Annotated in this window: 25 protein-coding genes and 1 pseudogene; 12 read left to right on the top strand and 14 right to left on the bottom strand. The window is 67.6% G+C overall.

Annotation, left to right across the window (positions count from 1 at the left end; genetic code table 11):
• Window positions 1-29 precede the first annotated feature (29 nt).
• Window positions 30-1,220, bottom strand: coding sequence for a DesA family fatty acid desaturase (locus AC3WQA_RS12450; protein ID WP_492675357.1), 1,191 nt, complete (start codon window positions 1,218-1,220; stop codon window positions 30-32).
• Window positions 1,221-1,374: 154 nt separating this feature from the next.
• Here AC3WQA_RS12450 and AC3WQA_RS12445 point away from each other — a divergent pair, with 154 nt between their 5' ends.
• The 6 genes from AC3WQA_RS12445 to AC3WQA_RS12420 all read left to right on the top strand — a co-directional run bounded on the left by AC3WQA_RS12445 (window position 1,375) and on the right by AC3WQA_RS12420 (window position 6,296).
• Entirely contained in the window at window positions 1,375-2,127 is a 753-nt protein-coding gene (locus tag AC3WQA_RS12445; protein ID WP_492675356.1) for an ABC transporter ATP-binding protein, read from the top strand.
• The gene (locus AC3WQA_RS12440; RefSeq protein WP_492675355.1) at window positions 2,124-2,879 is read left to right on the top strand and encodes an ABC transporter permease; all 756 of its coding nucleotides are present in this window, start codon (window positions 2,124-2,126) and stop codon (window positions 2,877-2,879) included. The genes AC3WQA_RS12445 and AC3WQA_RS12440 overlap by 4 nt, the downstream gene beginning before the upstream one ends.
• Window positions 2,876-4,231: a GldG family protein gene (locus tag AC3WQA_RS12435; RefSeq protein ID WP_492676358.1), complete on the top strand. Its 1,356-nt coding sequence runs from the start codon at window positions 2,876-2,878 to the stop codon at window positions 4,229-4,231. Before AC3WQA_RS12440 ends, AC3WQA_RS12435 begins: the two co-directional genes overlap by 4 nt.
• Window positions 4,228-4,713, top strand: coding sequence for a hypothetical protein (locus tag AC3WQA_RS12430; protein WP_492675354.1), 486 nt, complete (start codon window positions 4,228-4,230; stop codon window positions 4,711-4,713). Before AC3WQA_RS12435 ends, AC3WQA_RS12430 begins: the two co-directional genes overlap by 4 nt.
• Window positions 4,713-5,540, top strand: coding sequence for a bifunctional DNA-formamidopyrimidine glycosylase/DNA-(apurinic or apyrimidinic site) lyase (gene mutM / locus AC3WQA_RS12425; RefSeq protein ID WP_492675353.1), 828 nt, complete (start codon window positions 4,713-4,715; stop codon window positions 5,538-5,540). The genes AC3WQA_RS12430 and mutM overlap by 1 nt, the downstream gene beginning before the upstream one ends.
• Before the next feature lie 156 nt (window positions 5,541-5,696).
• Entirely contained in the window at window positions 5,697-6,296 is a 600-nt protein-coding gene (locus AC3WQA_RS12420) for a nitroreductase family protein (protein WP_492675352.1), read from the top strand.
• 103 nt (window positions 6,297-6,399) lie between these two features.
• Here the strand turns inward: AC3WQA_RS12420 and AC3WQA_RS12415 are convergent, their stop codons facing one another.
• The 3 genes from AC3WQA_RS12415 to AC3WQA_RS12405 form a co-directional block, all read right to left on the bottom strand.
• On the bottom strand, window positions 6,400-6,702 hold the full coding sequence (locus AC3WQA_RS12415) for a hypothetical protein (protein WP_492675351.1): 303 nt from the start codon (window positions 6,700-6,702) through the stop codon (window positions 6,400-6,402).
• A 113-nt stretch (window positions 6,703-6,815) separates the two neighbouring features.
• Entirely contained in the window at window positions 6,816-7,148 is a 333-nt protein-coding gene (locus tag AC3WQA_RS12410; RefSeq protein WP_492675350.1) for a hypothetical protein, read from the bottom strand.
• Window positions 7,149-7,385: 237 nt separating this feature from the next.
• Window positions 7,386-8,129, bottom strand: coding sequence for a TSCPD domain-containing protein (locus AC3WQA_RS12405; RefSeq protein WP_492675349.1), 744 nt, complete (start codon window positions 8,127-8,129; stop codon window positions 7,386-7,388).
• Between the two features lie 156 nt (window positions 8,130-8,285).
• Between AC3WQA_RS12405 and AC3WQA_RS12400 the strand changes: the two are divergent.
• Window positions 8,286-8,759: pseudogene (locus tag AC3WQA_RS12400) on the top strand (hypothetical protein); the annotation flags it as partial.
• Between the two features lie 220 nt (window positions 8,760-8,979).
• On the opposite strand, the gene AC3WQA_RS12395 reads toward AC3WQA_RS12400, so the two are convergent.
• Entirely contained in the window at window positions 8,980-11,142 is a 2,163-nt protein-coding gene (locus tag AC3WQA_RS12395; RefSeq protein WP_492675348.1) for an adenosylcobalamin-dependent ribonucleoside-diphosphate reductase, read from the bottom strand.
• Between the two features lie 425 nt (window positions 11,143-11,567).
• Here AC3WQA_RS12395 and AC3WQA_RS12390 point away from each other — a divergent pair, with 425 nt between their 5' ends.
• From AC3WQA_RS12390 to AC3WQA_RS12375, 4 genes are all read left to right on the top strand, one after another.
• The gene (locus tag AC3WQA_RS12390; RefSeq protein ID WP_492676357.1) at window positions 11,568-12,872 is read left to right on the top strand and encodes a Do family serine endopeptidase; all 1,305 of its coding nucleotides are present in this window, start codon (window positions 11,568-11,570) and stop codon (window positions 12,870-12,872) included.
• Window positions 12,873-13,054: 182 nt separating this feature from the next.
• A complete protein-coding gene (locus AC3WQA_RS12385; RefSeq protein WP_492675347.1) occupies window positions 13,055-14,248 on the top strand; it encodes a LysM peptidoglycan-binding domain-containing protein in 1,194 nt (397 codons plus the stop codon).
• Window positions 14,249-14,253: 5 nt separating this feature from the next.
• Window positions 14,254-14,952 (top strand): HAD family hydrolase, encoded by a 699-nt coding sequence (locus AC3WQA_RS12380; protein WP_492675346.1) that lies wholly within the window; start codon window positions 14,254-14,256, stop codon window positions 14,950-14,952.
• 64 nt (window positions 14,953-15,016) lie between these two features.
• Entirely contained in the window at window positions 15,017-16,396 is a 1,380-nt protein-coding gene (locus AC3WQA_RS12375) for a leucyl aminopeptidase family protein (RefSeq protein WP_492675345.1), read from the top strand.
• A gap of 51 nt (window positions 16,397-16,447) precedes the next feature.
• Here the strand turns inward: AC3WQA_RS12375 and AC3WQA_RS12370 are convergent, their stop codons facing one another.
• Window positions 16,448-17,125, bottom strand: coding sequence for a c-type cytochrome (locus AC3WQA_RS12370; RefSeq protein ID WP_492675344.1), 678 nt, complete (start codon window positions 17,123-17,125; stop codon window positions 16,448-16,450).
• Between the two features lie 179 nt (window positions 17,126-17,304).
• On the opposite strand from AC3WQA_RS12370, the gene AC3WQA_RS12365 reads away from it, so the two are divergent.
• Window positions 17,305-18,906, top strand: coding sequence for an amidase (locus AC3WQA_RS12365; RefSeq protein WP_492675343.1), 1,602 nt, complete (start codon window positions 17,305-17,307; stop codon window positions 18,904-18,906).
• Between the two features lie 137 nt (window positions 18,907-19,043).
• Here AC3WQA_RS12365 and AC3WQA_RS12360 read toward each other — a convergent pair whose 3' ends face one another.
• The 8 genes from AC3WQA_RS12360 to secY form a co-directional block, all read right to left on the bottom strand.
• The gene (locus AC3WQA_RS12360; RefSeq protein ID WP_492675342.1) at window positions 19,044-20,441 is read right to left on the bottom strand and encodes a class II 3-deoxy-7-phosphoheptulonate synthase; all 1,398 of its coding nucleotides are present in this window, start codon (window positions 20,439-20,441) and stop codon (window positions 19,044-19,046) included.
• Window positions 20,438-20,956, bottom strand: a complete 519-nt coding sequence (locus AC3WQA_RS12355) for a disulfide bond formation protein B (protein WP_492675341.1) — start codon at window positions 20,954-20,956, stop codon at window positions 20,438-20,440. The genes AC3WQA_RS12360 and AC3WQA_RS12355 overlap by 4 nt, the downstream gene beginning before the upstream one ends.
• Before the next feature lie 135 nt (window positions 20,957-21,091).
• On the bottom strand, window positions 21,092-21,478 hold the full coding sequence (rplQ, locus tag AC3WQA_RS12350) for a 50S ribosomal protein L17 (RefSeq protein WP_492675340.1): 387 nt from the start codon (window positions 21,476-21,478) through the stop codon (window positions 21,092-21,094).
• 189 nt (window positions 21,479-21,667) lie between these two features.
• Window positions 21,668-22,666 carry a DNA-directed RNA polymerase subunit alpha gene (locus tag AC3WQA_RS12345; RefSeq protein WP_492675339.1) on the bottom strand — a complete coding sequence of 333 codons (999 nt, stop codon included), beginning with the start codon at window positions 22,664-22,666 and terminating at the stop codon, window positions 21,668-21,670.
• Window positions 22,667-22,681: 15 nt separating this feature from the next.
• A complete protein-coding gene (gene rpsD, locus AC3WQA_RS12340) occupies window positions 22,682-23,308 on the bottom strand; it encodes a 30S ribosomal protein S4 (protein ID WP_492675338.1) in 627 nt (208 codons plus the stop codon).
• Window positions 23,309-23,320: 12 nt separating this feature from the next.
• On the bottom strand, window positions 23,321-23,707 hold the full coding sequence (gene rpsK, locus AC3WQA_RS12335) for a 30S ribosomal protein S11 (protein WP_007513384.1): 387 nt from the start codon (window positions 23,705-23,707) through the stop codon (window positions 23,321-23,323).
• An 11-nt stretch (window positions 23,708-23,718) separates the two neighbouring features.
• The gene (gene rpsM / locus AC3WQA_RS12330) at window positions 23,719-24,075 is read right to left on the bottom strand and encodes a 30S ribosomal protein S13 (protein ID WP_492675337.1); all 357 of its coding nucleotides are present in this window, start codon (window positions 24,073-24,075) and stop codon (window positions 23,719-23,721) included.
• Window positions 24,076-24,210: 135 nt separating this feature from the next.
• Window positions 24,211-25,533, bottom strand: a complete 1,323-nt coding sequence (gene secY / locus AC3WQA_RS12325; protein ID WP_492675336.1) for a preprotein translocase subunit SecY — start codon at window positions 25,531-25,533, stop codon at window positions 24,211-24,213.
• Between the last annotated feature and the right edge of the window lie 3 nt (window positions 25,534-25,536).

The following is a 25,536-nucleotide window of genomic DNA, read 5'->3' as shown; positions in this document are numbered from 1 at the left end:
CTTGGCGTGCATGACGCTGGCAGGGGCGATCAGGCGCTGACGGCGTAACCCTTCAGCCGCGCCGCGAATTCCTGCAGGGCGCGGATGCCGCTCTGCTCGGCATCCATGATCCACTGTTGCAGGCCTTTGAGTGCCTGCTCGGCGCCGCGCTGTTCCATCAGGACGGCCAGGCGGGCGCGGAATTCGCACACGGTCTTGAGCGTGGGGCGACGCGCCAGCATGGCCTGCAACTTGCCGCTGGCGTCGGAGTCCAGCCAGCGGCCGCCGTCGGCCAGCGCGCGGCGCAAGCGACGCGGCACGGCCTTGAGGCTTTCGCCTGCATGCGCCGCTTCCTCGCGCAGGGTGGGCACGATGACATTGCGGTAAAAGTCGGTCATCGCCTGGAACCGTAGCGTGAGCAGCGCCTTCAGCGTGTCGGCGTCGGGCAGCGCCACGTTGGGGCGCACGTCCAGCGTGGGCGCCACGCGCAGCACCTTGGCCAGGCCCAACGCGCGCAGCGCGCGGATGGTCGTCCAGCCGATGTCGAACTCCCACTTGCGCAGCGCGAACTTGGCCGAGCTGGGGAAGGCGTGGTGGTTGTTGTGCAGCTCTTCGCCGCCGATCCAGAAGCCCCACGGCAAGAGGTTGCGCGAGGTGTCCGCACTTTCGAAATTGCGGTAGCCGGCCCAGTGGCCGACGCCGTTGACGAAGCCAGCGGCCCAGAACGGGATCCAGATCATCTGCACCGCCCAGATCGCGCCGCCGATCACGCCGAACAGGGCGAGATTGACGAGCAGCATCACCGCCGGCCCCCAGTAGGGATGCGCGCCGTAGAGCTTGTGCTCGATCCAGTCGTCGGGCGTGCCACGGCCGTACTGCTGCATGTCTTCCTTGGCGGCGCAGGCGTCGCGGTACAGCGACACGCCGTCCCAGAACACCTTGTGGATGCCGTAGATCACCGGGCTGTGCGGGTCTTCCGTGGTCTCCACCTTGGCGTGGTGCTTGCGGTGCACCGCCACCCACTCGCGGGTGACCATGCCGGTGGTGAGCCAGCTCCAGAAGCGGAAAAAGTGCGCCAGCACCGGGTGGAAATCCACGCCGCGGTGGGTCTGGCTGCGATGCAGGTACAGCGTCACCGTGAGGATGGTGAGCTGGGTGGCCACCAGCAGGTAGACCAGCATGCTCCGCCAGCCGGCATGGGCAAGACCGTTGGCGAGGAAGTTCAGCACAGTGTCGGACATCGGGGAGGCACTCGGTGGCGCGTGGGGACGTCGAAGTCGGAATCGACGCGGCTGCGCTCCATGATACGTCGCAACCGCTTGCGCTTTCGTTAAAGCCTGCCGATGTTCAAGCCTGCGGGTTGTATCGGGCCCATGCCCCATCGACAATCAGCCGATGACCGCCACCACGCCACCGCTGCTGCAACTCGCCGACATCGCCCGCCGCCGCGCCGGACGCGTCGCCGTGCAGGCCTTGAATCTCACGCTCGCACGCGGCCAGGTGCTGGGCCTGCTGGGCATGAACGGCGCGGGCAAATCCACCACGCTGGCGATAGTGGCCGGCGCGCTGCGCCCCGATGCCGGCAGCATCCGGCTCGATGGCGAGGATTTTCTCGAACATCCCGAGCTGGCGCGCCGCCTGATCGGCTGGCTGCCCGAGCGCGCGCCGGTGTGGGCGGAGCTGACCGTGGCCGAACACCTGGACGCCCACGGCCGCCTGCGCGGCATCCAGGGCACCGCACTGCGCGAGGCGCGCGACGCCGTGCTGGCGCAGCTGGAACTCATGCCCCTGGCGAAGCGGCTGGCCGGCGTGCTCTCGCAAGGCCAGCGCCAGCGCCTGGGCCTGGCCTGCGCCCTGCTGCATCGCCCGGCCCTCCTGGTGCTGGACGAACCCACCAACGGGCTCGATCCGGTGCAGGTGGCCGCCTTCCGCCGCCTGATCCGCGAGCTCTCCGGCGCCGGCACCGCGGTGATCCTCTCCACCCACCTCCTGGCCGAAGTCACCGCCGTGTGCGACCGCGTGGCGATCCTGCACGAAGGCCAACTGCGCCACGATGCGCCGCTGCACGGCGACGACCACGCCGCGCTGGAGCGCACCTTCTTCGAGATCGCCATGCACGGCAAGTCGACGGCGGCGCGCGCCGCATGAGCCTCATCGCGATGATCCGACTTGAAGTGCGCCGCCTCGCGGTACGCCCGCTGGCCTGGGTGCTGCTGGCGCTGAGCCTCGCCTGGCTGGGCTGGAATTTCACCCTGCTGCTGGGCCAGTTCCTCGCCAGCCAGGTGCAGCGCGCGGCGCTGGCCGACAGCCCCGGCTTCGTCGACCTGGTGGCCGTGCCGCTCCTGGGCCAGCTCGCGCAGTTGGCCTTCCTCGTCGTGCCGCTGCTGGCCATGTCCACGCTCTCCGGCGAGCGCCGCAACGGCACCTTGCCGCTGCTGTTTGCCGCCGGCGTGCCCGCCGCGCACATCGTGCTGGGCAAGTACATCGCCGTGCTGCTGTGGCTCGCCGTGTGGCTCGCGCTGACGCTGGCCATGCCGCTGGCGCTCGCGCACGCCACCTCGCCGGACTGGGGCAAGCTCGCCGCCGCCACGCTGGGCATCGCGCTGATGCTGGCGGCGCTCGCCGCACTGGCGGTGGCAGCCTCCGCGTTCTCACCACATCCGGCCATCGCCGCCGTGCTCGCCCTGCTGCTGGGGCTGGCCCTGTGGACACTGAACCTCGGCGCGCAGATGGCCGGCATCAACGACGGCATCATCAATTGGCTGGCGATGAGCACGCACACGCAAGACCTGCTGCGCGGCCTCGTTTCCAGCGCCGATCTGGAGTGGTTCGTGCTGCTGATTGCGCTGTGCCTGACGCTGGCCACGCGCCGGCTCAGCGCCGACAAGGAGCGTGGCTGATGCGCCTGACCCGCTATCTGGACGGCTGGCTGTTCGCCCTGCTTCTCTTCGTCGGCGCGGGCGCGCTCGGCTACCTCGGCACGCGCTACGCGGCAACCGCCGACTGGACGGCCAATCGCCGCCTCGGCCTCACCTCGCAAAGCCGCGCCATCCTCGCCCAATTGCATGGCCCGGTGAGCGTCACCAGCTACGCCAGCCCGCGCGGCGACCTGCGCGCGCAGGTGGCGGGCTTCCTCGCCCGCTACCAGCAGGCCAAGCCCGACCTCACGCTGCGCTTCGTCGACCCGCAGCAAGACCCGGCGCGCATGCGCGAGCTGGGCATCGGCGTGGACGGCGAGCTGATCGTGCGCTACCAAGGCCACGAGCAGCGGCTCACGGAACTGTCCGAGCGCAGCGTCAGCAACGCACTGGAACACCTGATCCGCGGCGACGACCGCATCGTGGCCTTCGTCACCGGCGACGGCGAGCGCCTGCCCTCGGGCAAGGGCGATGCGGACATGGGCATGCTGATGGGCCAGCTCGCCGGCAGCGGCCTGCGCGCCGTGCCGCTGAACTTCGCGCAGGTGCACGGCGTACCGCAAGGCACCGACCTCGTGGTGCTGGCCAGCCCCACCGTGGCGCTGCCCGCAGGCGCGGCGCAGGCGCTGGTCGCCTACGTGCAGGACGGCGGCAACCTGCTGTGGCTGCGCGACCCGGCCAACGACGACCTCGGCCTCAAACCACTCGCCGACGTGCTGGGCCTGCAGGTGCTGCCCGGCGTGCTGGTGGACGGCGCCGGCAGCACGCTGGGACTGCACGATCCGCGCCTGATCGCCGTGGCGCAGTACCCGGCCAACCCGGTCACGCTGGGCTTCCAGCTCGCCACGCGCTTCCCGCAGGTGGCCGCGCTGGCGCGCACCGGAACGGACGGCTGGACGGCCACGCCACTGCTGCGGTCGAGCGACCAGAGCTGGACCCAATTCCATCCCATCGACAATGCGCACCCTTCCGCCATCCGCTTCGACGCCGCCGCCGGCGAGTTCAAGGGCCCACTGGATTTCGGCTTCACGCTGGCCCGCCTTTCGCCCAGCCCCGACAAGCGCGAACAGCGCGCGGCAGCCATCGGCGACGGCGACTTCCTCTCCAATGCCTACGTCGGCCAGGGCGGCAACCGCGCGCTGGGCGAGCGCATCTTCAACTGGCTGCTGGGCGATGACGCGCTGGTGAACGTGCCGCACGACGGCGTGCCCGACCGCGTGCTGCGCATCGACCAGGGCACGCTGAACGCCGTCAGCCTCGGCTTCATGCTGGTGCTGCCCCTGCTACTGCTCATGCTCGGCGGCCTGCTCGCCTGGCGTCGGCGCCGCCGATGAAACGCGCCGCGCGCGCCCGGCTGGCGCTCTTCGCCGGCGCCGCCGCGCTGCTCGCGCTGGCGCTATGGCAGCGCGAGCACGATGCGCACGCCGCGCCCGGTACCCTGCTCGCACTCGATCCGACGGCGGTTACCCAGGTCACCCTGCAACTGGGCACGGCGCCCGCCGTGCGCTATGCCAAACAAGCCGGCCACTGGTGGCGCACCGACGGCCAGCGCGCCGACGACCGCTACCTCGCCACCCTCACCGCCGCCGCCGGCGCGCCGGTGCTGCAATGGCGCGCCGCGCGCGACTTCGACGCCGCGAAGATCGGCCTCGCCCCGCCGGTCGCCGTGCTCACGCTGGACGGCCAGCGCCTCGCCTTCGGTGCGACGAGCGCCACCGGCCCGCAGTGCTACGTGCAGGCCGGCGCGCGCGTGGCACTGGTGTCGCTGCGCTACCTGCCGCAGGCGCCCGCCGCCCAACACCTCGACCTGCACTGATGCCCGAACTGCCCGAAGTCGAAACCACCCGCCGCGGCATCGCCCCGCATGTGATCGGCCGGCGCGTGACAGCCGTGGTGCTGCGTCGGCCGGATCTGCGTTGGCCGATCCCGCGTGAAGTGTCCGAGCTGCTGCCCGGCCAGCGCATCGAAGCCGTGGAACGCCGCGCGAAATACCTGCTGCTGCACACGCCAGTCGGCAGCGCCCTGCTGCACCTGGGCATGAGCGGCATGCTACGCGTGCTGCCGCCCGACGCGCCCATCGGCCCGCACGACCACGTCGACATCGCGCTCGCGCGCGGCGCGCACGAAGGGGCGCGCGTGCTGCGTTTCACCGACCCGCGCCGCTTCGGCTGCCTGCTGTGGCAGGCGCCCGGCAGCACCCACGAACTGCTCGCCCACCTCGGCCCCGAACCGCTCACCGACGCCTTCGACGGCGACCTGCTGTGGCAGCTGTCGCGCAGTCGCACGGCGGCGGTGAAGCTGTTCCTGATGGACAACACCGTGGTGGTCGGCGTGGGCAACATCTACGCCAGCGAGGCGTTGTTCGCCGCCGGCATCGATCCACGCCGCGAAGCCCGCAAGGTGTCGCGCGAGCGCTATGCACGCCTCGCCGCCGAGGTGAAGCGCATCCTGGCCTACGCCATCGAACGCGGCGGCACCACGCTGCGCGACTTCCTCGCGCCGGACGGCGCGCCCGGCTACTTCTTCCGCGAGCTGATGGTCTACGGGCGCGCGGGCGAACCGTGCAAGAGTTGCGGCACGCCGATCCGGCAGACGGTGCTGGGGCAACGCTCCACGTTCTGGTGCCCGCGCTGCCAGCGCTGATCGAGCAGCGTTTCCCGCAGGAAACAGCGTAGCCACGCATTGCGGTCTACCCGACGCGGCGCCGTGCGCTCAGCATGAGCGCCATCCGAACACGCACACGAAACCGGAACGCCCCGTCGTTCCGCAGGTTCGGCCTTTTTTTGCGGAGGAATCCCCATGAGCTACGCCGTGATCGAACGCCTCAAGAAGCGCCGCACCCAGTACGTGCTGGGCCGCAACGTAGGCATGGACAAGGATGCCCTGAACAGCCTCATCCAGCAGGCCATCAAGCACACGCCGACGCCGTTCAACTCGCAGAGCTCGCGCGCCGTGATCCTGTTCGGCGAGCAGAGCGTGAAGTTCTGGACGCTGGCCAAGCAGGCGCTCGCCAGGATCGTGCCGGCCGAAGCCTTTGCGCAGACCGCCGCCAAGCTGGAGAGCTTCGCCGCCGGCGCCGGCACCGTGCTGTTCTACGAGGATCAGGACGTGGTGAAGGGCCTGCAGGAAAAGTTCGCGCTGTATGCGGACAACTTCCCGGTGTGGTCCGAGCAGTCGGGCGGCATGGCGCAGTTCGCGGTCTGGATGGCGCTGACCGATGCCGGCCTCGGCGCCAGCCTGCAGCACTACAACCCGCTGGTGGACGAAGCCGCGCGCGCGAGCTGGAACGTGCCGGCGTCGTGGCAGCTGCGTGCGCAGATGCCGTTCGGCTCGCACGAAGGCGGCTTCGGCGAGAAGGCCTTCATGGACGACAGCCAGCGCTTCATCGTCGCGGGTTGAGCCTTGCCCAGCGCGCATGCGAAACGGGCGGCCAAGGCCGCCCGTTTCCGTTCGTGCACGCACGCCTTGTCCCCCGGCACCTTTTCCTTTCGTCCCCGCGCAGCTACGGCCGCCGGCACAACGCCCGCACGTAGACCACGTACAACAGCGCACCCACCAGCGGCATCGCATACCACGCGTATGACACGCCGCCGCCACCCAGCCAGTGCAGGCAGATCACGATGCCCGCGCTCAGCACGCACAGCGCCGGCAACAGATACATCGACAGATCCAGCACCCTCAGCACGGATTTACTTTGTGAGGTCGTGGAAGCCAGACCTCCACCGGCGAAAACCGCCAGCATGAACATGCAGTTCGCCAACGCCAGTTGGCCGATCGTGCCGAGCAGGGTCCATCCGAGTGACATCACGCGTGTCTCCTTGTCGGGTCGGGCTTGCCTCATGACATACGAAGAAAGCGAACTTGACCCCGTTATCGGCCTCGGACCGGATTAAGTGAATCTGACCCCGTTATCGAGGCTCAATATTCCTCATCTACCGCGAGCGCTTGAAGAACAAGCGCAACGAGCAAGCAATAGCCATTCTGTTCTACGGCAAGTTTCCGACGCTCACGTCCCTGCATGCTTTCGCCGACCGCTTGCAAGGTGCGCACCGCTGCATCTGTCCACTCGCGGGTTTCCGGCATTAGCTGGATCGACATGTCGGCGCCTTGCCCGCTCAACCATTGGATGATGGTTCCACGCTGCAATTCCGAATGCACTGTCTCGAACGTGACTACTTTCCCGTCATCAGCGAATGAGTTCGCCCACAACGCGATCCAGCCGAGCTGTCCTTTGACGTCTTCCCGAATCATTGGCGTGATGCCTGCTCTAGAGTGAGCCTTGAGCATAACCGCGCCGCTGCCCGCGCCGCGAATTGAGCGATCACCACTACGGACGACGCGGCGCCCCCAAGGTGACCCCGACCCCTAGAAACACAAATCCCGGCGTGGGGCCGAGATCGTGTAAAGCCACGATTACATTGAAGGAGATGATGGGATTCGAATCCACGGTACGCTTACGCGTACGCCTGATTTCGAGTCAGACGCATTTCACCCGCACTTCGAATACCCGCAATTCAGACAAGTCTGGCAGTTGTCCATCAACACCAGCGCCTTGGTGTTGCACTTGTCGCACATCATCGAGCCGGCGGGGAAGGTGAGCGTCTCGGAAGATGCGGCGTCGGCCGGCGCGGCGGCCGCAGTGCTCATCTCAGCGTTTTTTTTTGCACCGAGCGCCTCGTAGGCAGCGCGCTTCTCGGCAATCAGCGCGCGCTGGCTGTCGCTCATCTCCGGGTCGTGGATCAGCCCGATGTTCTTCATGTGCTGTTCGATCACGCCGCCGATCTCGGCGACGATGCTGGGCATGTAGATGCCGCCGGCCTTGAAGTAGCCGCCGCGCGGGTCGAACACGGCTTTCAGCTCTTCCACGATGAAGGCGACGTCGCCGCCCTTGCGGAACACGGCGGAGAGGATGCGGGTGAGCGCCACGATCCACTGGAAGTGATCCATGTTCTTCGAGTTGATGAAGATCTCGAAGGGGCGGCGCTGTTCGTATTTGGTGCCGGCGTTGAGCACGATGTCGTTGATGGTGACGTACAGCGCGTGCTCGAACAGCGGCGACTTGATCTTGAAGGTGGAGCCGATCAGCGTCTCGGGACGCTCCAGGCTCTCGTGCATCTGGATGACTTCGGCCTTGGGCGCCTCCTGCTGCGGGGCGGCGACGGCCGGCGCGGCCTTGTCCTCGGGCTTGACAACGTTGTAGCCCATGATCTTTTTTTCGATCTTGATCGCCATGGTTGACTTGTTCCTGATGGGATGGCGGCGCGCGGCGCGGAGAAAAACGCCCGGCCCGGCACACGCCGGGCCGGGCGCGGTGACACTCACTTCTTGCGGGCAGCCTTCCTGACGGCGGATTTCTTCGCCGACTTGACGGGTGCCTTCTTGCTGGCAGTGGACCTCTGGGCCGGCTTGGCGGCCTTTTTCACGGCAGCCTTCTTGGCTGTCTTCTTGGGTGCGGCCTTGGCGGCCGTCTTCTTGCTGCTGACTTTCCTTGCCACCTTCTTGGGCGCGGCCTTCTTGACGACCTTCTTGACCGCCTTCCTGGGGGCCGTCTTTTTGGCCACCTTCTTGCCGCTGGCCTTCTTCACCACCCGCTTGGGCGCGGCCTTCTTGACGGCCTTCTTGACGGCCTTCTTGACGGCCTTCTTGGCGACCTTCTTCGCCGCCTTCTTCGGCGCAATCTTCTTGGCGACCTTCTTTGGCGCGGCCTTCTTGACCGCCTTCTTGGCGGCCTTCTTCACAGCTTTCTTGGCAGTGGCCTTTTTCGGCGCAGCCTTCTTCGCGGCAGCCTTCTTCGCGGCAGCCTTCTTCGCGACCGCTTTCTTGGGCGAGGCTTTTTTCGCTGCGGCTTTCTTCGGCGCCGCCTTCTTGGCGACGGCCTTCTTCGCCGCCGGCTTGCGCGGGGCGGCGGGCATGGCCGGCGGCGCGATGGCGGCTACCGGCTCGGCCGGTGCGGGCGCGATGACGGCGGGTGCTTCGGCCGCCGCCGGGATGGCGGGTGTGGCGCTGTCATTCACTTCGACTTCGTTATCGATGGACATGCGGTGGTTCCCCTCGGGCGATGTGCTTGGCGTCGTGGCTACGGTCAGAATTTGCCGTAATACCCTTCCTTCAAGGCATCGAACAAGTTGGCGGCCGTGTGCATCTCGCCGTCGTATTCCACTTCCTCGTTGCCGCGAAGTTCGATAACGCTACCGTCTTCCAGTTCGAAGTGGTAGAGGGTGTTGGCAAGGTCGGCATCTTTCACCAGCACGCCCTGGAAGGCGGCGGGGTTGAAACGGAAGGTGGTGCAGCCCTTCAGCCCCTGCTTGTAGGCGTAGAAGTAGATGTCCTTGAAGTCTTCGTAGGGGTAGTCCGTGGGTACGTTCGCGGTCTTGGAGATCGAGGAATCGATCCACAACTGCGAGGCGGCCTGGATATCCACGTGCTGCTTGGGGCCGATGTCGTCGGCGGAAACGAAGTAGTCGGGCAGCTTGGCCTGCGCGTCGTCCGCGAACGGCATCGCGGCGGCGTTGATGAGGGCGCGGTAGGCCAGCAGCTCGTAGCTGTACACCTCGACCTTTTCCTTGGATTTCTTGCCCTCGCGGATCACGTTGCGCGAGTAATGGTGGGCGAAGCTGGGCTCGATGCCGTTGGATGCGTTGTTGGCCAGGCTGAGCGAGATGGTGCCGGTAGGCGCGATCGAGGTGTGGTGGGTGAAACGCGCGCCGGTCTCGGCCAGCTGCTCGACCAGCTCCGGCGCCACCGTGGCGATGCGCTGCATGTAGCGGCTGTACTTCGCGTGCAGCACGCGGCCGGGTATGCGGTCGCCCACCTTGTAGCCGTCCTTCGCCATTTCCGGGCGCTTGCGCAGCATGTCGCCGGTGACGGTGTATTCGGTCGCCAGCACCGGCGCCGGGCCTTTTTCCTTGGCGAGGTCGAGCGCCACTTCCCAGCCGGCCACTGCCATTTCGCGCGAGACGTCCTCGGTGAAGGCCACCGCCTCGGCGCTGCCATAGCGGTGCTTGAGCATGGTGAGCGTGCTGCCCAGGCCGAGGAAGCCCATGCCGTGGCGGCGCTTGGAGGTGATCTCGTCGCGCTGCTGCTGCAACGGCAGGCCGTTGATCTCCACCACGTTGTCGAGCATGCGGGTGAACACCTTGACCACTTCGCGGTACTCGTCCCAGTCGAAGCGCGCCTTCGGGCCGAACGGATCGCGCACGAAGGTGGTCAGGTTGATCGAGCCGAGCAGGCAGGAGCCGTAGGGCGGCAGTGGCTGTTCGCCGCAGGGGTTGGTGGCGCGGATGTGCTCGCACCACCAGTTGTTGTTCATCTCGTTGACCTTGTCGATCAGGATGAAACCGGGCTCGGCGTAGTCATACGTCGAGACCATGATCATGTCCCACAGGTGCCGCGCGCGGATGTGGCCGTAGATCTTGCAGGCGACCAGGCCGTCATCGCGGTCGACGTAGTTCTCGTGGGTCGGCCATTCGCGCCAGACCACCTTGGCCGGGTCGTTGAGGTCGAGTTCGTCCTGTTCCTTGACGTGCACCGGGAACACCAGCGGCCAGTCCTGGTCGTGCTCCACCGCCTGCATGAAGCCTTCGGTGACCAGCAGGCTCAGGTTGAACTGGCGCAGCCGGCCGTCCTCGCGCTTGGCCTTGATGAACTCCTTCACGTCGGGATGGCTGACGTCGAAGGTGCCCATCTGCGCGCCGCGGCGGCCGCCGGCGGAGGACACGGTGAAGCACATCTTGTCGTAGATGTCCATGAAGGACAGCGGGCCGGAGGTGTACGCACCGGCGCCCGAGACGTACGCGCCGCGCGGGCGCAGGGTGCTGAATTCGTAGCCGATGCCGCAACCGGCCTTGAGGGTGAGTCCGGCCTCGTGCACCTTCTCCAGGATGTTGTCCATGGAGTCGCGGATGGTGCCCGACACGGTGCAGTTGATCGTGCTGGTGGCGGGCTTGTGCTCCAGCGCGCCGGCGTTGGAGGTGATGCGGCCGGCGGGGATCGCGCCGCGGCGCAGCGCCCACAGGAAACGCTCGTTCCAGTGCTCGCGCAGCTCGGGCGTGATCTCCACGTCGGACAAGGCGCGCGCCACGCGCTGCCAGGTGCCGTCCACGTCGGCATCCACCGGCTCGCCGGTCTTGCTGCGCAGGCGGTATTTCTTGTCCCAGATGTCCTGCGAGGCCGGCTGCAGCGGAATCGCCACCGCGACATCGCGCTTGATGTCCGTACCCTTCGCTGGTGCCTGCGCAGTGCTCATCGGCTGGTTGCCTCCCGGTGCGGCCTCGCGGCCTTTGTTGTGGTGGTGATCCGGCGATCCGAGGGCGCCGAAGCGCCGCGCCGGCTCCACCGGAAACGGCTGCCGCGCGGCGTTTTCCCGGCTGTCGAACGCCCCTTGGAACCGCTGCTTCGCCACCAGTGCTTGTTTGTTTCCCGCAAAGCAAGCACAAGATGTTGTGGTTGCAGACGAAGGGGGAAGGTAACCCCGGCGCCACCCGATGTAAAGTGCCGAGGCAACATCCGCGCCCGGGAACCCCCACCAGCCGTGCGCGGTCGAAGGCGCGCTGCTTCCGTCATCGCAAGGAGTCGATCATGACCGTCCGCCACCCGCCCCGCCCGCGCTGGTTCGCCGCCGTCTTCGCCCTGCTGCTGGGCGCCGGGGTGCCCACCGCGAGCCACGCCGCGATGCCGCCTGCCGTGGATGGCCAGGCCATGCCTTCGCTGGCGCCGATGCTTGCGAAGGTGACGCCGGCAGTGGTGAACATCTCCAGCAAGACCCGCGTGCAGATGCGCAATCCGTACTTCGACGATCCGGTGTTCCGCCAGTTCTTCGGCCTGCCGGCCACGCCGCGCGAACGGGTGGAACAGAGCCTGGGCTCGGGCGTCATCGTGGATGCCGCCAAGGGCTACATCCTCACCAACAACCACGTGGTGGGCGGTGCCGACGACATCACGGTCACCCTGCAGGATGGCCGCAGCTTCAAGGCCCGCCTGGTGGGCACCGACCCCGACACCGACGTGGCGGTGATCCAGATCCACGCCAGCGGACTCACCGCGCTGCCGGTGGCCGACTCGGGCAAGCTGCGCGTGGGCGACTACGTGGTGGCGGTGGGCGAGCCGTTCGGGCTCAGCGAAACGGTGACCTCGGGCATCGTCTCCGCGCTGGGCCGCTCCGGCCTCGGCCCGGAATCGTCGGGCTCGGGCCGCTACCAGAACTTCATCCAGACCGACGCTTCGATCAACCCCGGCAACTCCGGCGGCGCGCTGGTCGACCTGCGCGGCCAGCTGGTGGGCATCAACACCATGATCTTCTCGCCCTCGGGCGGCAACGTGGGCATCGGCTTCGCCATCCCCTCCAACCTCGCCAGCGAGGTGATGCGGCAGCTCGTCGCCCACGGCAAGGTGGCGCGCGGCACGCTGGGCCTGCAGTCGCAGGAGATCACGCCGCGCATCGCGCGCCTGCTTGGCCTCGCGCAGGACAAGGGCGTGGTGGTGACCGGCGTCGACCCCGGCTCGCCCGCCGAACAGGCCGGCCTTGTGCCCGGCGACGTCATCACCGCCATCGACGGCAAACCGCTGCACAACGTGGACGAACTGCGCAACGCCGAAGGCCTGGTACCGGTAGGCAGCACGATACGGCTGGACGTGCTGCACCAGGGCAAATCGCGCCAGGTGAGCGCCGTGCTGCGTCCCGAACAGATCGCCAGCCTCGCCGGCGCCAGCCTCGATCCACGCCTGACCGGCGTCACCTTCACCGAGCTCGGTCAGCGCGCGCGCAGCCAGGGCATGTACGGCGTGCTGGTAGGCGCCGTGCAAACGGGCAGCCACGCCGCCGCCGCGGGCCTGCGCCAGGGCGACCTGGTGATCGGCGTAGGCAACATGCGCCTCACCAGCCTGCGCATGCTGCGCGAGCTGGCCGGCGTGCGTCCGCGCCAGCTCGCGCTGGTGGTGGCCGACGACGAGGGCTCGCATTACGTGGTGATTCCCTGAACACGCCGCGCGCAAGGCGCGCAGCGTGAACGAGGGCACGCTTGCAGCGGCGCCGGCATCGCACAATCCGGCTTGCGCGCTTGAACTTTTGCGGCCGGGCCGATGAAATAGCCGGTTGTGCCAGCACACGCGGGTCTTCCCCGCCGCGCACTTTCCCTTTCTCCGCAGGATTCACCCTCATCATGTCCCTTCGTGTTGTCCGCCTGTTGCCCGCCCTCCTGCTCGGCGCCTGCCTCGTCGCGCCAGCCGCCGCCAAGACCACCCACCATCCCGTCCGGCATGCGGCAGCGACCAGCAAGGGCGCCAGCCTCGTCTGGCGCGGCGACGTCACCACCGCGCGCGCGGTGATGGACGACATCGCAAAGGAATGGCAGCGCAGTGGCCACGGCCGCATCGAGCTGCAGCCGTTCAACACCGCCTCGGGGATCGACGCGGTGGCCAGCGGCAGCGCCGACCTCGCCGGCAGCGCGCGTGCCAGCGACGGCAGCGCAGAGAACACCCGCCTCAGCTTCACCCCGGTGGCCTGGGACGCCCTGGTGATGGTCGCCAACCCGGCCAACCCGGTGCGCAGCATCACCCTGCGCCAGCTGCACGAGATCTACCTCGGCCACATCACCAACTGGAAGGAGCTCGGCGGCAACGACGCGCCGATCGACCTGTACGCGGTCATCAGCCCGAACGACGGCCTGGAATACAGCCTGCGCAGCCTGCTGTTCGGCCGCGGCGAGCAGGCCATCGCCGCGCCGCGCCTGTACCTCAACACCAAGGCGCTGGAAGACGGCATCGCGCTGAACCCGAACGGTCTGGGCCTGTCCTCGCTGGCCGATGTGCGCGGCAATGCGAAGCTGCGCGCCATCCCGGTCGACGGCGTGGCGCCCTCGGTCGCCAACATCGCCGATGGCAGCTACCCGCTGTACACGCCGCTGTACCTGGTGAGCAACCCGAACGGCAGCAAGGCCGCAGCGGTCAAGGCCTTCCTCGACTTCCTCGCCAGCGACAAGGCCAAGGCCGTGCTGCGCAACCACTCGGTGCTGCCCTACGCCGATGGCAACGCGCTGCTCGCCAAGGAAGCGGCCCGCCGCGACCAGGTCTACGCCGAAGCCACCGCCTCGCATGCCAAGCCTCCGCTGGCCGCACCCGGCGCCAGCTACGCCGCCGCCGCCGCCGAGTCGCCGACCTCCGAGCGTACGGCCGCCGCTCGCGCCGCGATGGAAAAGCGCAACGCCGCCGCGAACAGCTACACGGTGGCCACCGGCGACACGCTGGAAAGCATCGCGCTCGATCACCACGTGAGCCAGGCCAACCTGCGCCGCTGGAACCAGCTCAAGAACGACCAGCTCAGCCCCGGTCAGACGCTCAAGCTCAGCGCCCACTGACCCGCGTGCCGATCCGCGCGATCACGCTCGACCTCGACGACACCTTGTGGCCGGTGCGGCCGGCGCTGGAGCGGGCCGACCAGGCGGTGGACGCCTACCTGCGCGCGCACTGGCCCGAGGTGGCCCGCGCCTGGCCGATCCCGGCCATGCGCGAGCTGCGCGCGCAAGTGTCGCGGGATCGCCCTGACCTCGCGCACGACTTCACCGCGCAGCGCCGCATCGCCCAGCGCCGCGCCTTCGAAAGCTGCGGCGTGGCCGACGCCCCACTGGACGCCGTGTGGGAGGTCTACTTCGCCGCGCGCAACGGCGTCGAACCCTGGCCCGACAGCCTGCCCGCGCTCGTGCGGCTGGCCGCGCGCTGGCCGCTGGCCAGCCTCACCAACGGCAACGCCGACCCCGCGCGCACCGGCATCGCCGCGCACTTCTCCGTCCACATCGCCTCGCGCGACGTCGGCGTGGCCAAGCCCGACCCGCGCATCTTCCACGCCGCCGCCACGCGTTTCGGCGTAGCGGCGCAAGACGTGCTGCACGTGGGCGACGATCCCGCGCTCGACGTGCTGGGTGCGCGCCGCGCCGGACTACGCTCGGCGTGGATCAACCGCCACGGCGACGCCTGGCCCGCGGAACTCGGCGCAGCGCCGGAGCTGACCTTCACCCACCTCGGCGCGCTCGCCGACTGGCTGGAATCCCACTCGGCGGCGTGACCCTGCGGCGGCATCGGCGCATCATGGGCGCTTGCGCAAACCGCATGCACGCCCGAGGAAACCCATGTCCGCCCTGATCGACCGTTCGTCCGCCCGCCATCCCGTTGCCATCGAAGCCGTCGATGCCCGTCGCCTGCCCGCTGCGAAGAAGCGCCTGGACGCCGCGCAGCGCCGCTGGCTGGACGCAAACGGCTTCGACGCCGCCCCCGGCAGCCACCTGCGGCTGGCCGACGCGCAGGGCAAGCTCGTGCGCGTGCTGGTGGGTGTGGACGCCGCCGAACCGCTGGCCGCACTGGCCGCACTGCCGATGAGCCTGCCCGAAGGCACGTATGCGCTCGCTACCGAAGGCGTGGCGCTGGACGCCGCGCAGGCCGCGCTGGGCTGGGCGCTGGGTGCCTACCGGTTCACCCGCTACCGCAAGGCCAAGCGCGCACCGGCCAGGTTGGCACTGGACGCCGCCACGCTCGCCGCCGTGCAGCCGCTGGCGGAAGCCACCGCCCTGGTGCGCGACCTGGTCAACACGCCCACCGAGGACATGGGCCCCGAGCAGCTCGCCGACGCGGTGAAGGCGCTGGCCAAGCCGCACAAGGCCAAGGTGCACGAATGGGTGGGCGATGCCCTGCTCAAGGCCAACTTCCCCACCATCCACGCCGTGGGCCGCGCCAGCCATCGCGCGCCGCGACTGGTGGAGCTGTCCTGGGGCAAGGTCGGCGATCCGAAGCTGGTGTTCGTGGGCAAAGGCGTGTGTTTCGACACCGGCGGACTGGATCTCAAGTCCAGCGACGGCATGCGCTGGATGAAGAAGGACATGGGCGGCGCCGCGCACGCCATCGCGCTGGCGCAGTTGGTGATGAGCGCGCAACTGCCGGTGCGGCTCACCCTGCTGGTGCCGACCGTGGAGAACGCCGTCGCCGGCAACGCCATGCGCCCGGGCGAGGTCATCACCACTCGCGCCGGCCACACGGTGGAGGTGGACAACACCGACGCCGAGGGCCGCCTGATCCTGTGCGACGCGCTGGCCTACGGCGCCGAGCAGCAGCCCGAGCTCATCATCGACTTCGCCACGCTCACCGGCGCCGCCCGTGTGGCGCTGGGCCCGGATCTGCCCGCGCTGTTCGGCAACCACGACGCGCTCGCCGAAGCCGCGCTCGCCGCCGGCCGCGCGGTGGACGATCCGCTGTGGCGCCTGCCGCTGTGGCGCCCCTACCGCAAGCTGCTGGACTCCTACCTCGCTGACTTCGCCAACGCCGGCCCCTCGCGCCACGCCGGCGCGATCACCGCCGCGCTGTACCTGGAACGTTTCGTGCCCGACGGCCAGCCCTGGCTGCACCTGGACACCTACGCCTGGAACGACGCCGATCGCCCCGGCCGGCCGCGCGGCGGCGAGGCAATGGGCCTGCGCGCGCTGTTCGCCCTGCTGCAGCAGCGCTACGCGCGCCGCTGACGCGCCCTGCCACACTCAATGTGCGGCGGCGCTCCCAGCACGCCGCAACACTCAACGCGCGGCGGCGCTTTCCAGCACGCCGCAACGCAGCGGTGGGTCGATATCGTCCGCCGGTGACATCCGCACCTCGGCGGGCGGTTCGCGGCTGGCCAGCCAGGCGGCCACGGCGGTGATGTCGGCTTCGCTCAGGTGGCCCACCACCTTCGCCATGCAATCCGGCGCCGCGCTGGCGCGCGTATGCGTGCGCCAGGCACCGAGCTGCGCGCTGAGATAGTCGTACGGCAGGCCCACCAGGCCAGGCACGCCGGACACCACTCCGGTAAACGCCCTGCCATGGCAACTCGCGCAAGCGGGAATGCCGCGCGCGGCATCGCCCGTCGTCGCCAATTGCGCGCCGCGCTGCAGGGCCGCCGCCGGCAGGGCGGGCACCGCCGCGCGCGCATACGGCACCTGCTGCATGGCGAAGTAGTCGGCGATCTTGCGCAGATAAGCCGGATCAAGCCCGCGCACGGTGTATTCCATCGGCGCGTACTTGCGCAGGCCGCGCTGGAAATCCATCAGCTGCCGCTCGAGATACGCCGCCGGCTTGCCGGCCAGTCGCGGAAAGAAGCGGCTGTCCGGCTGCCCTTCGCCATGTTCACCATGGCAAGCCGTGCAGGCGGCGATGCGCTGTTGCAGCGTGTCGGGCGGCGCCGGCACGGCGGACAAGTCGTGTGCGGCAGCAAACACCGACGCACACGACACCAACAGTGACAGCACAAGGCAAGCGCGAAGGAAACGGCCGGCGCGTTGCGGCCGGGTAGGCAGGCATGGACTCATGCCCCGAGTATAGACAGCCTGCCACACGGCAGGTACGCAGCTATGCTCTGTCGATCGCGACTGCTGCGTCGCGTCCGCCGGGGAACGTCATGCCGCATCGCCTGCTCGTCCGTTCGTTGCTCGTCTTCGCCCTGCTCGCCAGCGCGCCACTGCTCGCGCAGGAAACCGGCGTGGACTACGCCAACCTCGCCCAACTGCAGCAGCGCATGGATGCCGGAACACTGAGCAGCAAGACGCTGACCGCGGAGGCGCTCGCCCGCATCCAGCGCATCGACCGCAGCGGCCCCACACTGAAGGCCGTGCTGGAAACCAATCCCGATGCGCGCTCCATCGCCGCCGTACTGGACGCGAAACGCGGCAAGACACATGGGTTGCTGTACGGCATCCCGGTGCTGCTGAAGGACAACATCGACACCGGCGATCGCGAACGCACCACCGCCGGCTCCCTGGCACTGGTTGCGGTGCCCGCGTCAGGCGACGCCACCATCGCGGCGAAGCTGCGCAAGGCTGGCGCGGTAATCCTGGGCAAGGCCAACCTCAGCGAATGGGCCAACTACCGCTCCACCCACGCCAGCAGCGGCTGGAGCGGCGTGGGTGGGCAGACCAAGAACCCCTATGCGCTGGATCGCAACCCCTGCGGCTCCAGTGCCGGTTCGGCCGCCGCGGTGGCGGCAGGCCTCGTACCGGTCGCCGTCGGCACCGAGACCGACGGCTCCATCATCTGCCCCGCGGCGATGAACGGCATCGTCGGCATCAAGCCCACGCTGGGGCTGGTGAGCCGCACTGGCATCGTGCCGATCAGCCACAATCAGGACACCGCCGGCCCGATGGCGCGTGACGTGGCCGATGCCGCCGCCCTGCTCAGCGTGATCGCCGGCAGCGATCCGCGCGACCCGGCCACCGCCGATGCCGACCAGCACGCCACCGACTACACGAAGCTCCTCGACCCGCATGGGCTGCGCGGCAAGCGCATCGGCGTGGTGCGCGCGCTGGCCGGCAACGAGCCCAATGCCGACCGCGTGCTCGACGCAACCATCGCCACGATGAAGGCGCAGGGCGCAATCATCGTCGACCCGGTAACCCTGCCGCACCTGCAGGAGCTGAGCGCGCAGGAATCAACCGTGCTGCTGTACGACTTCAAGCACGACATCAATGCCTACCTCGCCACGCGCGAGGGGCTGCCGGTGCACACGCTGGCCGACCTGATTGCATTCAACAGCGCGCACGCGGCGCAGGAGATGCCGTGGTTCGGGCAGGAGTTGTTCGAGCAGGCACAGGCGAAAGGCCAGCTCACCGACAAGGCATACCTCGATGCACTGGCCGCGGCGAAGCGGCTGGCCGGGCCGGAAGGTATCGACGCGGCGCTCGCCGCGCAACACCTCGACGCCCTGCTGGCGCCATCGTGGGGGCCGGCCTTCACCACCGACCCGGTGCTGGGCGATCACGTGGTGAGCGGCGACCCCACCATCGGTGGTCCCTCGCAGCCCGCCGCCGTGGCGGGCTATCCGTCCATCACCGTGCCCGCCGGCTGGGCACACGGCCTGCCGGTGGGCATTGTGCTGTTCGGTGCCAAGTGGAGCGAACCCACGCTCATTGCCATCGCCTACGGCTTCGAGCAACACACGCATGCGTGGCAGCCGCCGAAGTTCCTCGACACGGTGAACGGCAAGCCGGTGTCGGCATCACGCTGAGTTCGCGAAGCTCACATGATAAGCGAGAGACCTATTCCAAGAAGCAAGGGAGCGTACGTGGCTGTGGCGCTCATTATGAACAAAACTACTTCAACGAATCGCACTCTCTTCGATGTCATCACGACAACCATGCCCCCTTAAGCGTTCGGTTCCGAGTTGAACTCACCAACGGCCTGCCCACCCGCCGACTTGCGCACGATCAGCATGGCCAGCTCCAGCGACTGCTCGTAGTTGAGGCGCGGGTCGACCATCGACTTGTAGGCGCGCTCAAGATCAGCCTCGGCCAGGCCACGCGCACCGCCGGTGCATTCGGTAACGTCCTCGCCGGTGAGTTCCAGATGCACACCGCCCAGCCGCGTGCCGGCGACGGCATGCAGCTCGAACGCCTGCTCCAGCTCGCCGCGGATGTTGTCGAAGCGGCGCGTCTTGTAGCCATTGGAAGTGCTCTCGGTGTTGCCGTGCATGGGGTCGGCCACCCACAGCACGCGGCGACCTTCGCGCCGTACCGCATCGAGCAGCAGCGGCAGTGCCTGCGCAATCCTGTCGTTGCCCATGCGGTGGATCAAGGTGAGGCGGCCGGGCTCGTCGTGCGGGTTCAGCGCATCGATCAGCGGCAGCAACTGCGCCGGCGTCACCGACGGGCCCACCTTCACCGCGATGGGGTTGCGGATGCCGCGGAAATATTCCACGTGCGCGCCATCCAGCGCCGCCGTGCGCATGCCGATCCACGGAAAGTGCGTGGAGAGATTGAACCAGCCGGGGTTGCGCGGCACCTGGCGGGTGAGTGCCTGCTCGTAGTGCAGCAGCAGCGCCTCATGCGAGGTGAAAAAGTCCACCTTGGAGAAGCCGGCGATGGGGCCGGCCAGGGTTTCCATGAAGCGCAGCGAGTCGCCGATGGAGGCCACCATGCGGCGGTACTCGGCGGCCAGCGGCGAGTGCTCCACCCAGGCCAGATCCCAGTATTCGGGGTGGCGCAGGTCGGCGAAGCCGCCGTCGATCAGGGCGCGCACGAAGTTCATGGTGAGCGCGGAGTGCGAATGCGCGCGAATCAACCGCTGTGGGTCGGGCCGGCGCGCCTCGGCGGTGAACGCCGCGCCGTTGACCACATCGCCGCGAAAACTGGGCAGGGTCACGCCGTCGCGGGTTTCGGTATCGACCGAGCGCGGTTTGGCGTACTGCCCGGCGAAACGGCCCACGCGCAACACCGGCTGCTTGAGCCCGTGCACCAGCACCAGGCTCATCTGCAGCAGCACCTTGAGCCGGTTGGAGATCACCGGACTGCTGCAATCGGCAAAGCTCTCCGCGCAATCCCCGCCCTGCAGCAGGAAGCGCTTGCCCTCCTGCGCCTCAGCCAGCGCCTGCTTGAGCGCCAGCACTTCCCATGAGGTCACCAGCGGTGGCAGCTGCGCCAGCCGTGCGGTGGCTTGCGCCAGCTCGGCGGCATCCTCGTACTGCGGCTGCTGCAAGGCCTCGCGCCGTTGCCACGACGACGGCGCCCAGCCGGGCGCGAGATGGTCGACCGCCGCGCTGCTCATCGCCGCACCGTCCGCGCGCGCGCTCCCGCGAGTGCCGCCCAGGCCCCCAGCAACCCGAACCAGATCAGCGACCACCACGGCATCGACAAGCCAAGGATGGGTTGCACGCGCGCGCACTCGCCCGAGCCCGAGAGCACCTTGAGCAAGACGCCGATCAAACCCCCGTTGCCGGCGCGGGTTTCCAGCAGATACCCCAGCGGCGCGCCGCAGCTCGGCACCGTGCCCGGCGGCAGCGACTGTATCCACAGGTGCCGCACCGCGATGCCCGCACCCACCAGGGCGATGAGCAGCAGCAGGCCGACGTAGCCCCAGCGACCAGCGCCGCGCGGCGCATGCAGCCCGCCGGCAAGAAAGGCCACGCCCAGCACGATGAAGGCCACGCGCTGCAGGATGCACAGCGGACAGGGGTCCATGTCGAGTGCGTACTGCGCATACAGCGCGAAGCCAATCAGTCCGGCGCAAACGAGGAAACCGGCGAGCAAACTGACGCGGAACGACCAACGCAAGGGATTCATGGCGGTGCGGGTGATGAAGGAAATGTCGACATTACCTGCTTGCCGGCGCCCTGTCAGCCACACGCGGCCACATAAACGAAACCCCGGCGGGTCGCCCTGCCGGGGTTTCGTTTGGATGGCCAAATGGCTTGAGGATCACTCCTCGCCGGCAGCCTCGGCGGACTGCGGGCGGCCGACCAGCTCGACGTAGGCCATCGGCGCGTTGTCACCGTCGCGGAAGCCGCACTTCAGGATGCGCAGGTAGCCACCGGCGCGTTCGCGGTAGCGCGGCCCCAGCTCCACGAACAGCTTGCCCACCGCCTCCTTGTCGCGCATGCGCGCGAAGGCCAGACGGCGGTTGGCGACGCTGTCGGTCTTGGCCAGCGTGATCAGCGGCTCGGCGACGCGACGCAGTTCCTTGGCCTTCGGCAAGGTGGTGCGGATCAACTCGTGCTTGAACAGCGACGACGCCATGTTCTTGAACATCGCTTCGCGATGGGCGGTGGTGCGGTTGAGCTTGCGGCCCGAATACTGGTGGCGCATGACGAAACTCTCTCTGTAGGTCTGTTGTTATGAAGCATCGACTCTTGTGTTCGATGCCCCGCGGTTACCCGCTTATGTTTGTCTCTATCGGGATTCAGGATACGGGATTGGGGATTCGTAAAAGCCGCACTCTTGCGAGAACCTGCTCTGCCGAATCCCGGATCCCTGCTATCGAATCCCGGCTTCCAATCAACCCAACTGCATGCCGTGCGAGATACCCGCCGGCGGCCAGTTCTCCAGCTTCATGCCCAAGGCAAGACCGCGCGAACCAAGCACGTCCTTGATTTCGGTGAGCGACTTCTTGCCCAGGTTCGGCGTCTTCAGCAGCTCGACCTCGGTCTTCTGCACCAAGTCGCCGATGTAGTAGATGCTCTCGGCCTTCAGGCAGTTCGCCGAACGCACGGTGAGCTCCAGATCGTCGATCGGACGCAGCAACAGCGGATCGAAACCGCTCTTTTCGGCCTTGTCGCCGGCGCTCTCGCGACGCGAGAAATCACCGAACACCGACAGCTGGTCGTTGATGATCTCGGCCGCCTTGCGCACGGCATCTTCCGCGCCGATGGTGCCGTTGGTCTCGATGTCGAGCACCAGCTTGTCGAGGTTGGTGCGCTGTTCCACACGGGCAGCGTCCACTTCGTAGGCCACGCGCAGGATAGGTGCGAACGACGCGTCCAACTGCAAGCGACCGATCGGGCGCGCTTCGTCGTCCGGATGGACGCGGGCGCTGGCCGGCTGGTAACCCACGCCGCGACGCACCTTGAGGCGCATGTTGAGCGCGATGTCCTTGGTCAGGTGGCAGATCACGTGCTCGGGGTTGATGATTTCCACCGAGTGATCGACGACGATGTCGCCGGCCGTGACCACGCCCTTGCCCTTCTTGGACAGGGTGAGGGTGACCTCGTCGCCGGTATGCTGGCGGATCGCCACGTCCTTGAGGTTCAGCAGGACTTCGATCACGTCCTCCTGCAGGCCCTCGAGCGTGGTGTATTCGTGCAGCACGCCGTCGATTTCGACCTCGACGATGGCGCTGCCGGGGATCGAGGAGAGCAGCACGCGACGCAGCGCGTTGCCCAGGGTGTGGCCAAAGCCACGCTCGAGCGGCTCGACCACCACCTTGGCGCGGTTGGCCCCGAGCTGTTCGACGCTGAGGCCACGCGGCCGCAGCACACTAGTTGACGAAACTGCCATGCAGAGCTCCGATGATTACTTCGAGTAAAGCTCGACGATCAACGCCTCGTTGATGTCGGTCGGCAGATCGCCGCGATCAGGCAAGGCCTTGAAGGTGCCTTCGAATTTCTTGCTGTCGACCTCGACCCAACCCGGACGCAGATCCATGGTGTCGAACACGGTCGCCGCTTCCTGCACGCGCAGCTGGCTGCGCGCCTTCTCGGTCAACGCGACGGCATCGCCCGGCTTGACCTGGTAGGAAGGGATGTTGACCTTCTTGCCGTTCACCAGCACCGCCTTGTGGGCGACCATCTGGCGAGCCTGGGCGCGGGTGACCGCGAAACCCATGCGATAAACGACGTTGTCCAGGCGGCTTTCGAGCAGGCGCAGCAGGTTCTCGCCGGTGTTGCCCTTCAGGGTCGACGCCTTGGAGTAGTAGTTGCTGAACTGGCGCTCGAGCACGCCATAGATACGCTTGACCTTCTGCTTTTCGCGCAGCTGGACGGCATAGTCGGACATGCGCATGCGCTTGTTGGCGCCATGCTGGCCGGGCTTGTTCTCCAGCTTGCACTTGGAATCGATTGCGCGGGCCGGGCTCTTGAGGCTCAGGTCAGCGCCTTCGCGGCGGGCGAGCTTGCAGGTAGCTCCACGATAACGGGCCATGGTGACTACTCCTTACACTCGACGCTTTTTGGGGGGACGGCAGCCGTTGTGCGGAATCGGCGTGACGTCAATGATGTTGAGCACCTTGTAGCCCAGCGCGTTCAGCGAACGCACGGCCGACTCGCGGCCCGGGCCCGGGCCCTTGATGCGCACTTCCACGGTCTTCACACCGTAGTCGCCGGCGGCGCGGCCAGCCTTCTCGGCGGCGACCTGGGCGGCGAACGGGGTGGACTTGCGCGAACCACGGAAACCCGCGCCGCCGGCCGTCGCCCACGACAACGCATTGCCCTGGCGATCGGTGATGGTGACGATGGTGTTATTGAAGGAGGCCTGCACGTGGGCCACGGCATCCGTGACAACGCGCTTGATCTTCTTCTTGGTCTTGACTGGCTTGGCCATGATCTATCCCATTACTTCTTGATGGCGCGACGCGGGCCCTTGCGGGTGCGTGCATTGGTGCGCGTGCGCTGACCGCGCACCGGCAGGCCGCGACGATGGCGCAGGCCGCGATAGCAACCCAGATCCATCAGGCGCTTGATCGACATGCCGACTTCGCGGCGCAGGTCGCCTTCGACGACGTACTTGGCGATTTCGGCGCGAAGCTTTTCCACTTCGCCTTCACTCAGGGACTTGATCTGGGTGGTGGGAACCACGCCAGCGTCCGCGCAGACCTTCCTGGCCCGGCTGCGGCCGATACCGAAAATGCTCTGCAGGCCAACCCAGACGTGTTTCTGGATCGGCAAATTGACACCTGCGATGCGCGCCATGATGTACTTTCTCCGATGCTTTTCGTGCGCGGTAAACGCGCAATTCTAAACTTGTTTGTCTTGACAGGGAAGCCCTGCGGTGATCCACCGCCGGCCTTCCGGTTTGTCGACCTGTCCCTTGCGCCCCAGCAGCCACTAGTTGCGACGGAGATTGGCCTTCTTCAGCAGGCTTTCGTACTGGTGACTGACCAGATGCGCCTGAATCTGGGCAGTGAAATCCATCACCACGACCACCACGATCAGCAGCGAAGTGCCGCCGAAGTAGAACGGCACGTGCCAGAACTTCTGCATGAACGACGGCACCAGACACACCAGCACCAAGTACAGGGCGCCGACGCCAGTCAGGCGGGTCATCACGCCGTCGATGTAACTCGAGGTGGCGCGACCCGGGCGAATACCAGGAATCAGCGCACCGGAGCGCTTGAGGTTATCGGCCGTCTCGTCCGCGTTGAACACGATCGCGGTGTAGAAGAACGCGAACGCAATCACCATCACGGAATAGACGATGTCGTACAGCGGCTCGCCCGGGTTCAGCGCCTGGGTGAGATCCTGCAGCCAGCGCGCTTGGTGCCCGGTGCCGAACCAGCTCACCGCGGTGGCCGGGAACATCAGCAGGCTGGACGCGAAGATCGGCGGGATCACGCCCGACATGTTGATCTTCAGCGGCAGGTTGGAACTCTGGTTCTGGTAGGCCCGCTGGCCGCCGGAACGCCGCGCGTAGTTCACAGTGATGCGCCGCTGGGCGCGCTCCATGAACACGCAGAAGGCGGTCACCAGGAGCACGATGCCGAACACCAAGAGCAGCGACAGCACCGACAGCTCGCCATTGCTGGACATGCCCAAGGTGTGCACGGTCGCGCCCGGCAGGCCCGCCACGATGCCGGCGAAGATCAGCAACGAAATGCCGTTGCCGATGCCGCGCTCGGTCATCTGCTCACCCAGCCACATCAGGAACATGGTGCCGGCAGTGAGGCCGACCACCGAGGCGAACACGAAGCCGAAGCCCGGCATGTACACCACCGGCGCGCCGCCGGCGGCCACCTGCTTCTGCAGCGCCACCGCGATGCCGAAAGACTGGAACAAGGCCAGGCCCACGGTGCCGATGCGGGTGTACATCGTCATCTTGCGCTTGCCGGACTCGCCCTCCTTGCGCAGCGCCTGCAGGCTCGGCAGCACCGAGCCCATCATCTGCACCACGATGGAGGCCGAGATGTACGGAATCACGCCGAGCGCGAACACCGAGAAGCGCTCCAGCGCACCGCCCGAGAACATGTTGAACATGTCCATCAGGCCATTGCCCTGAACCAGGTTGCTCATCGCATCCGGGTTGACGCCCGGCACGGGAATGAACGAGCCCAGGCGGAACACCACCAGCGCGCCGATCACGAAGAAGATGCGCTGGCGTAGCTCGGTCAATTTACCGAGCTTGCCGAGTGCGTTGCCCTTGGCTTCTGCCACGGT

The sequence above is a fragment of the Rhodanobacter sp. FW106-PBR-R2A-2-24 genome (assembly GCF_058789615.1).
This window is presented reverse-complemented; position numbering and strand designations above follow the sequence as displayed.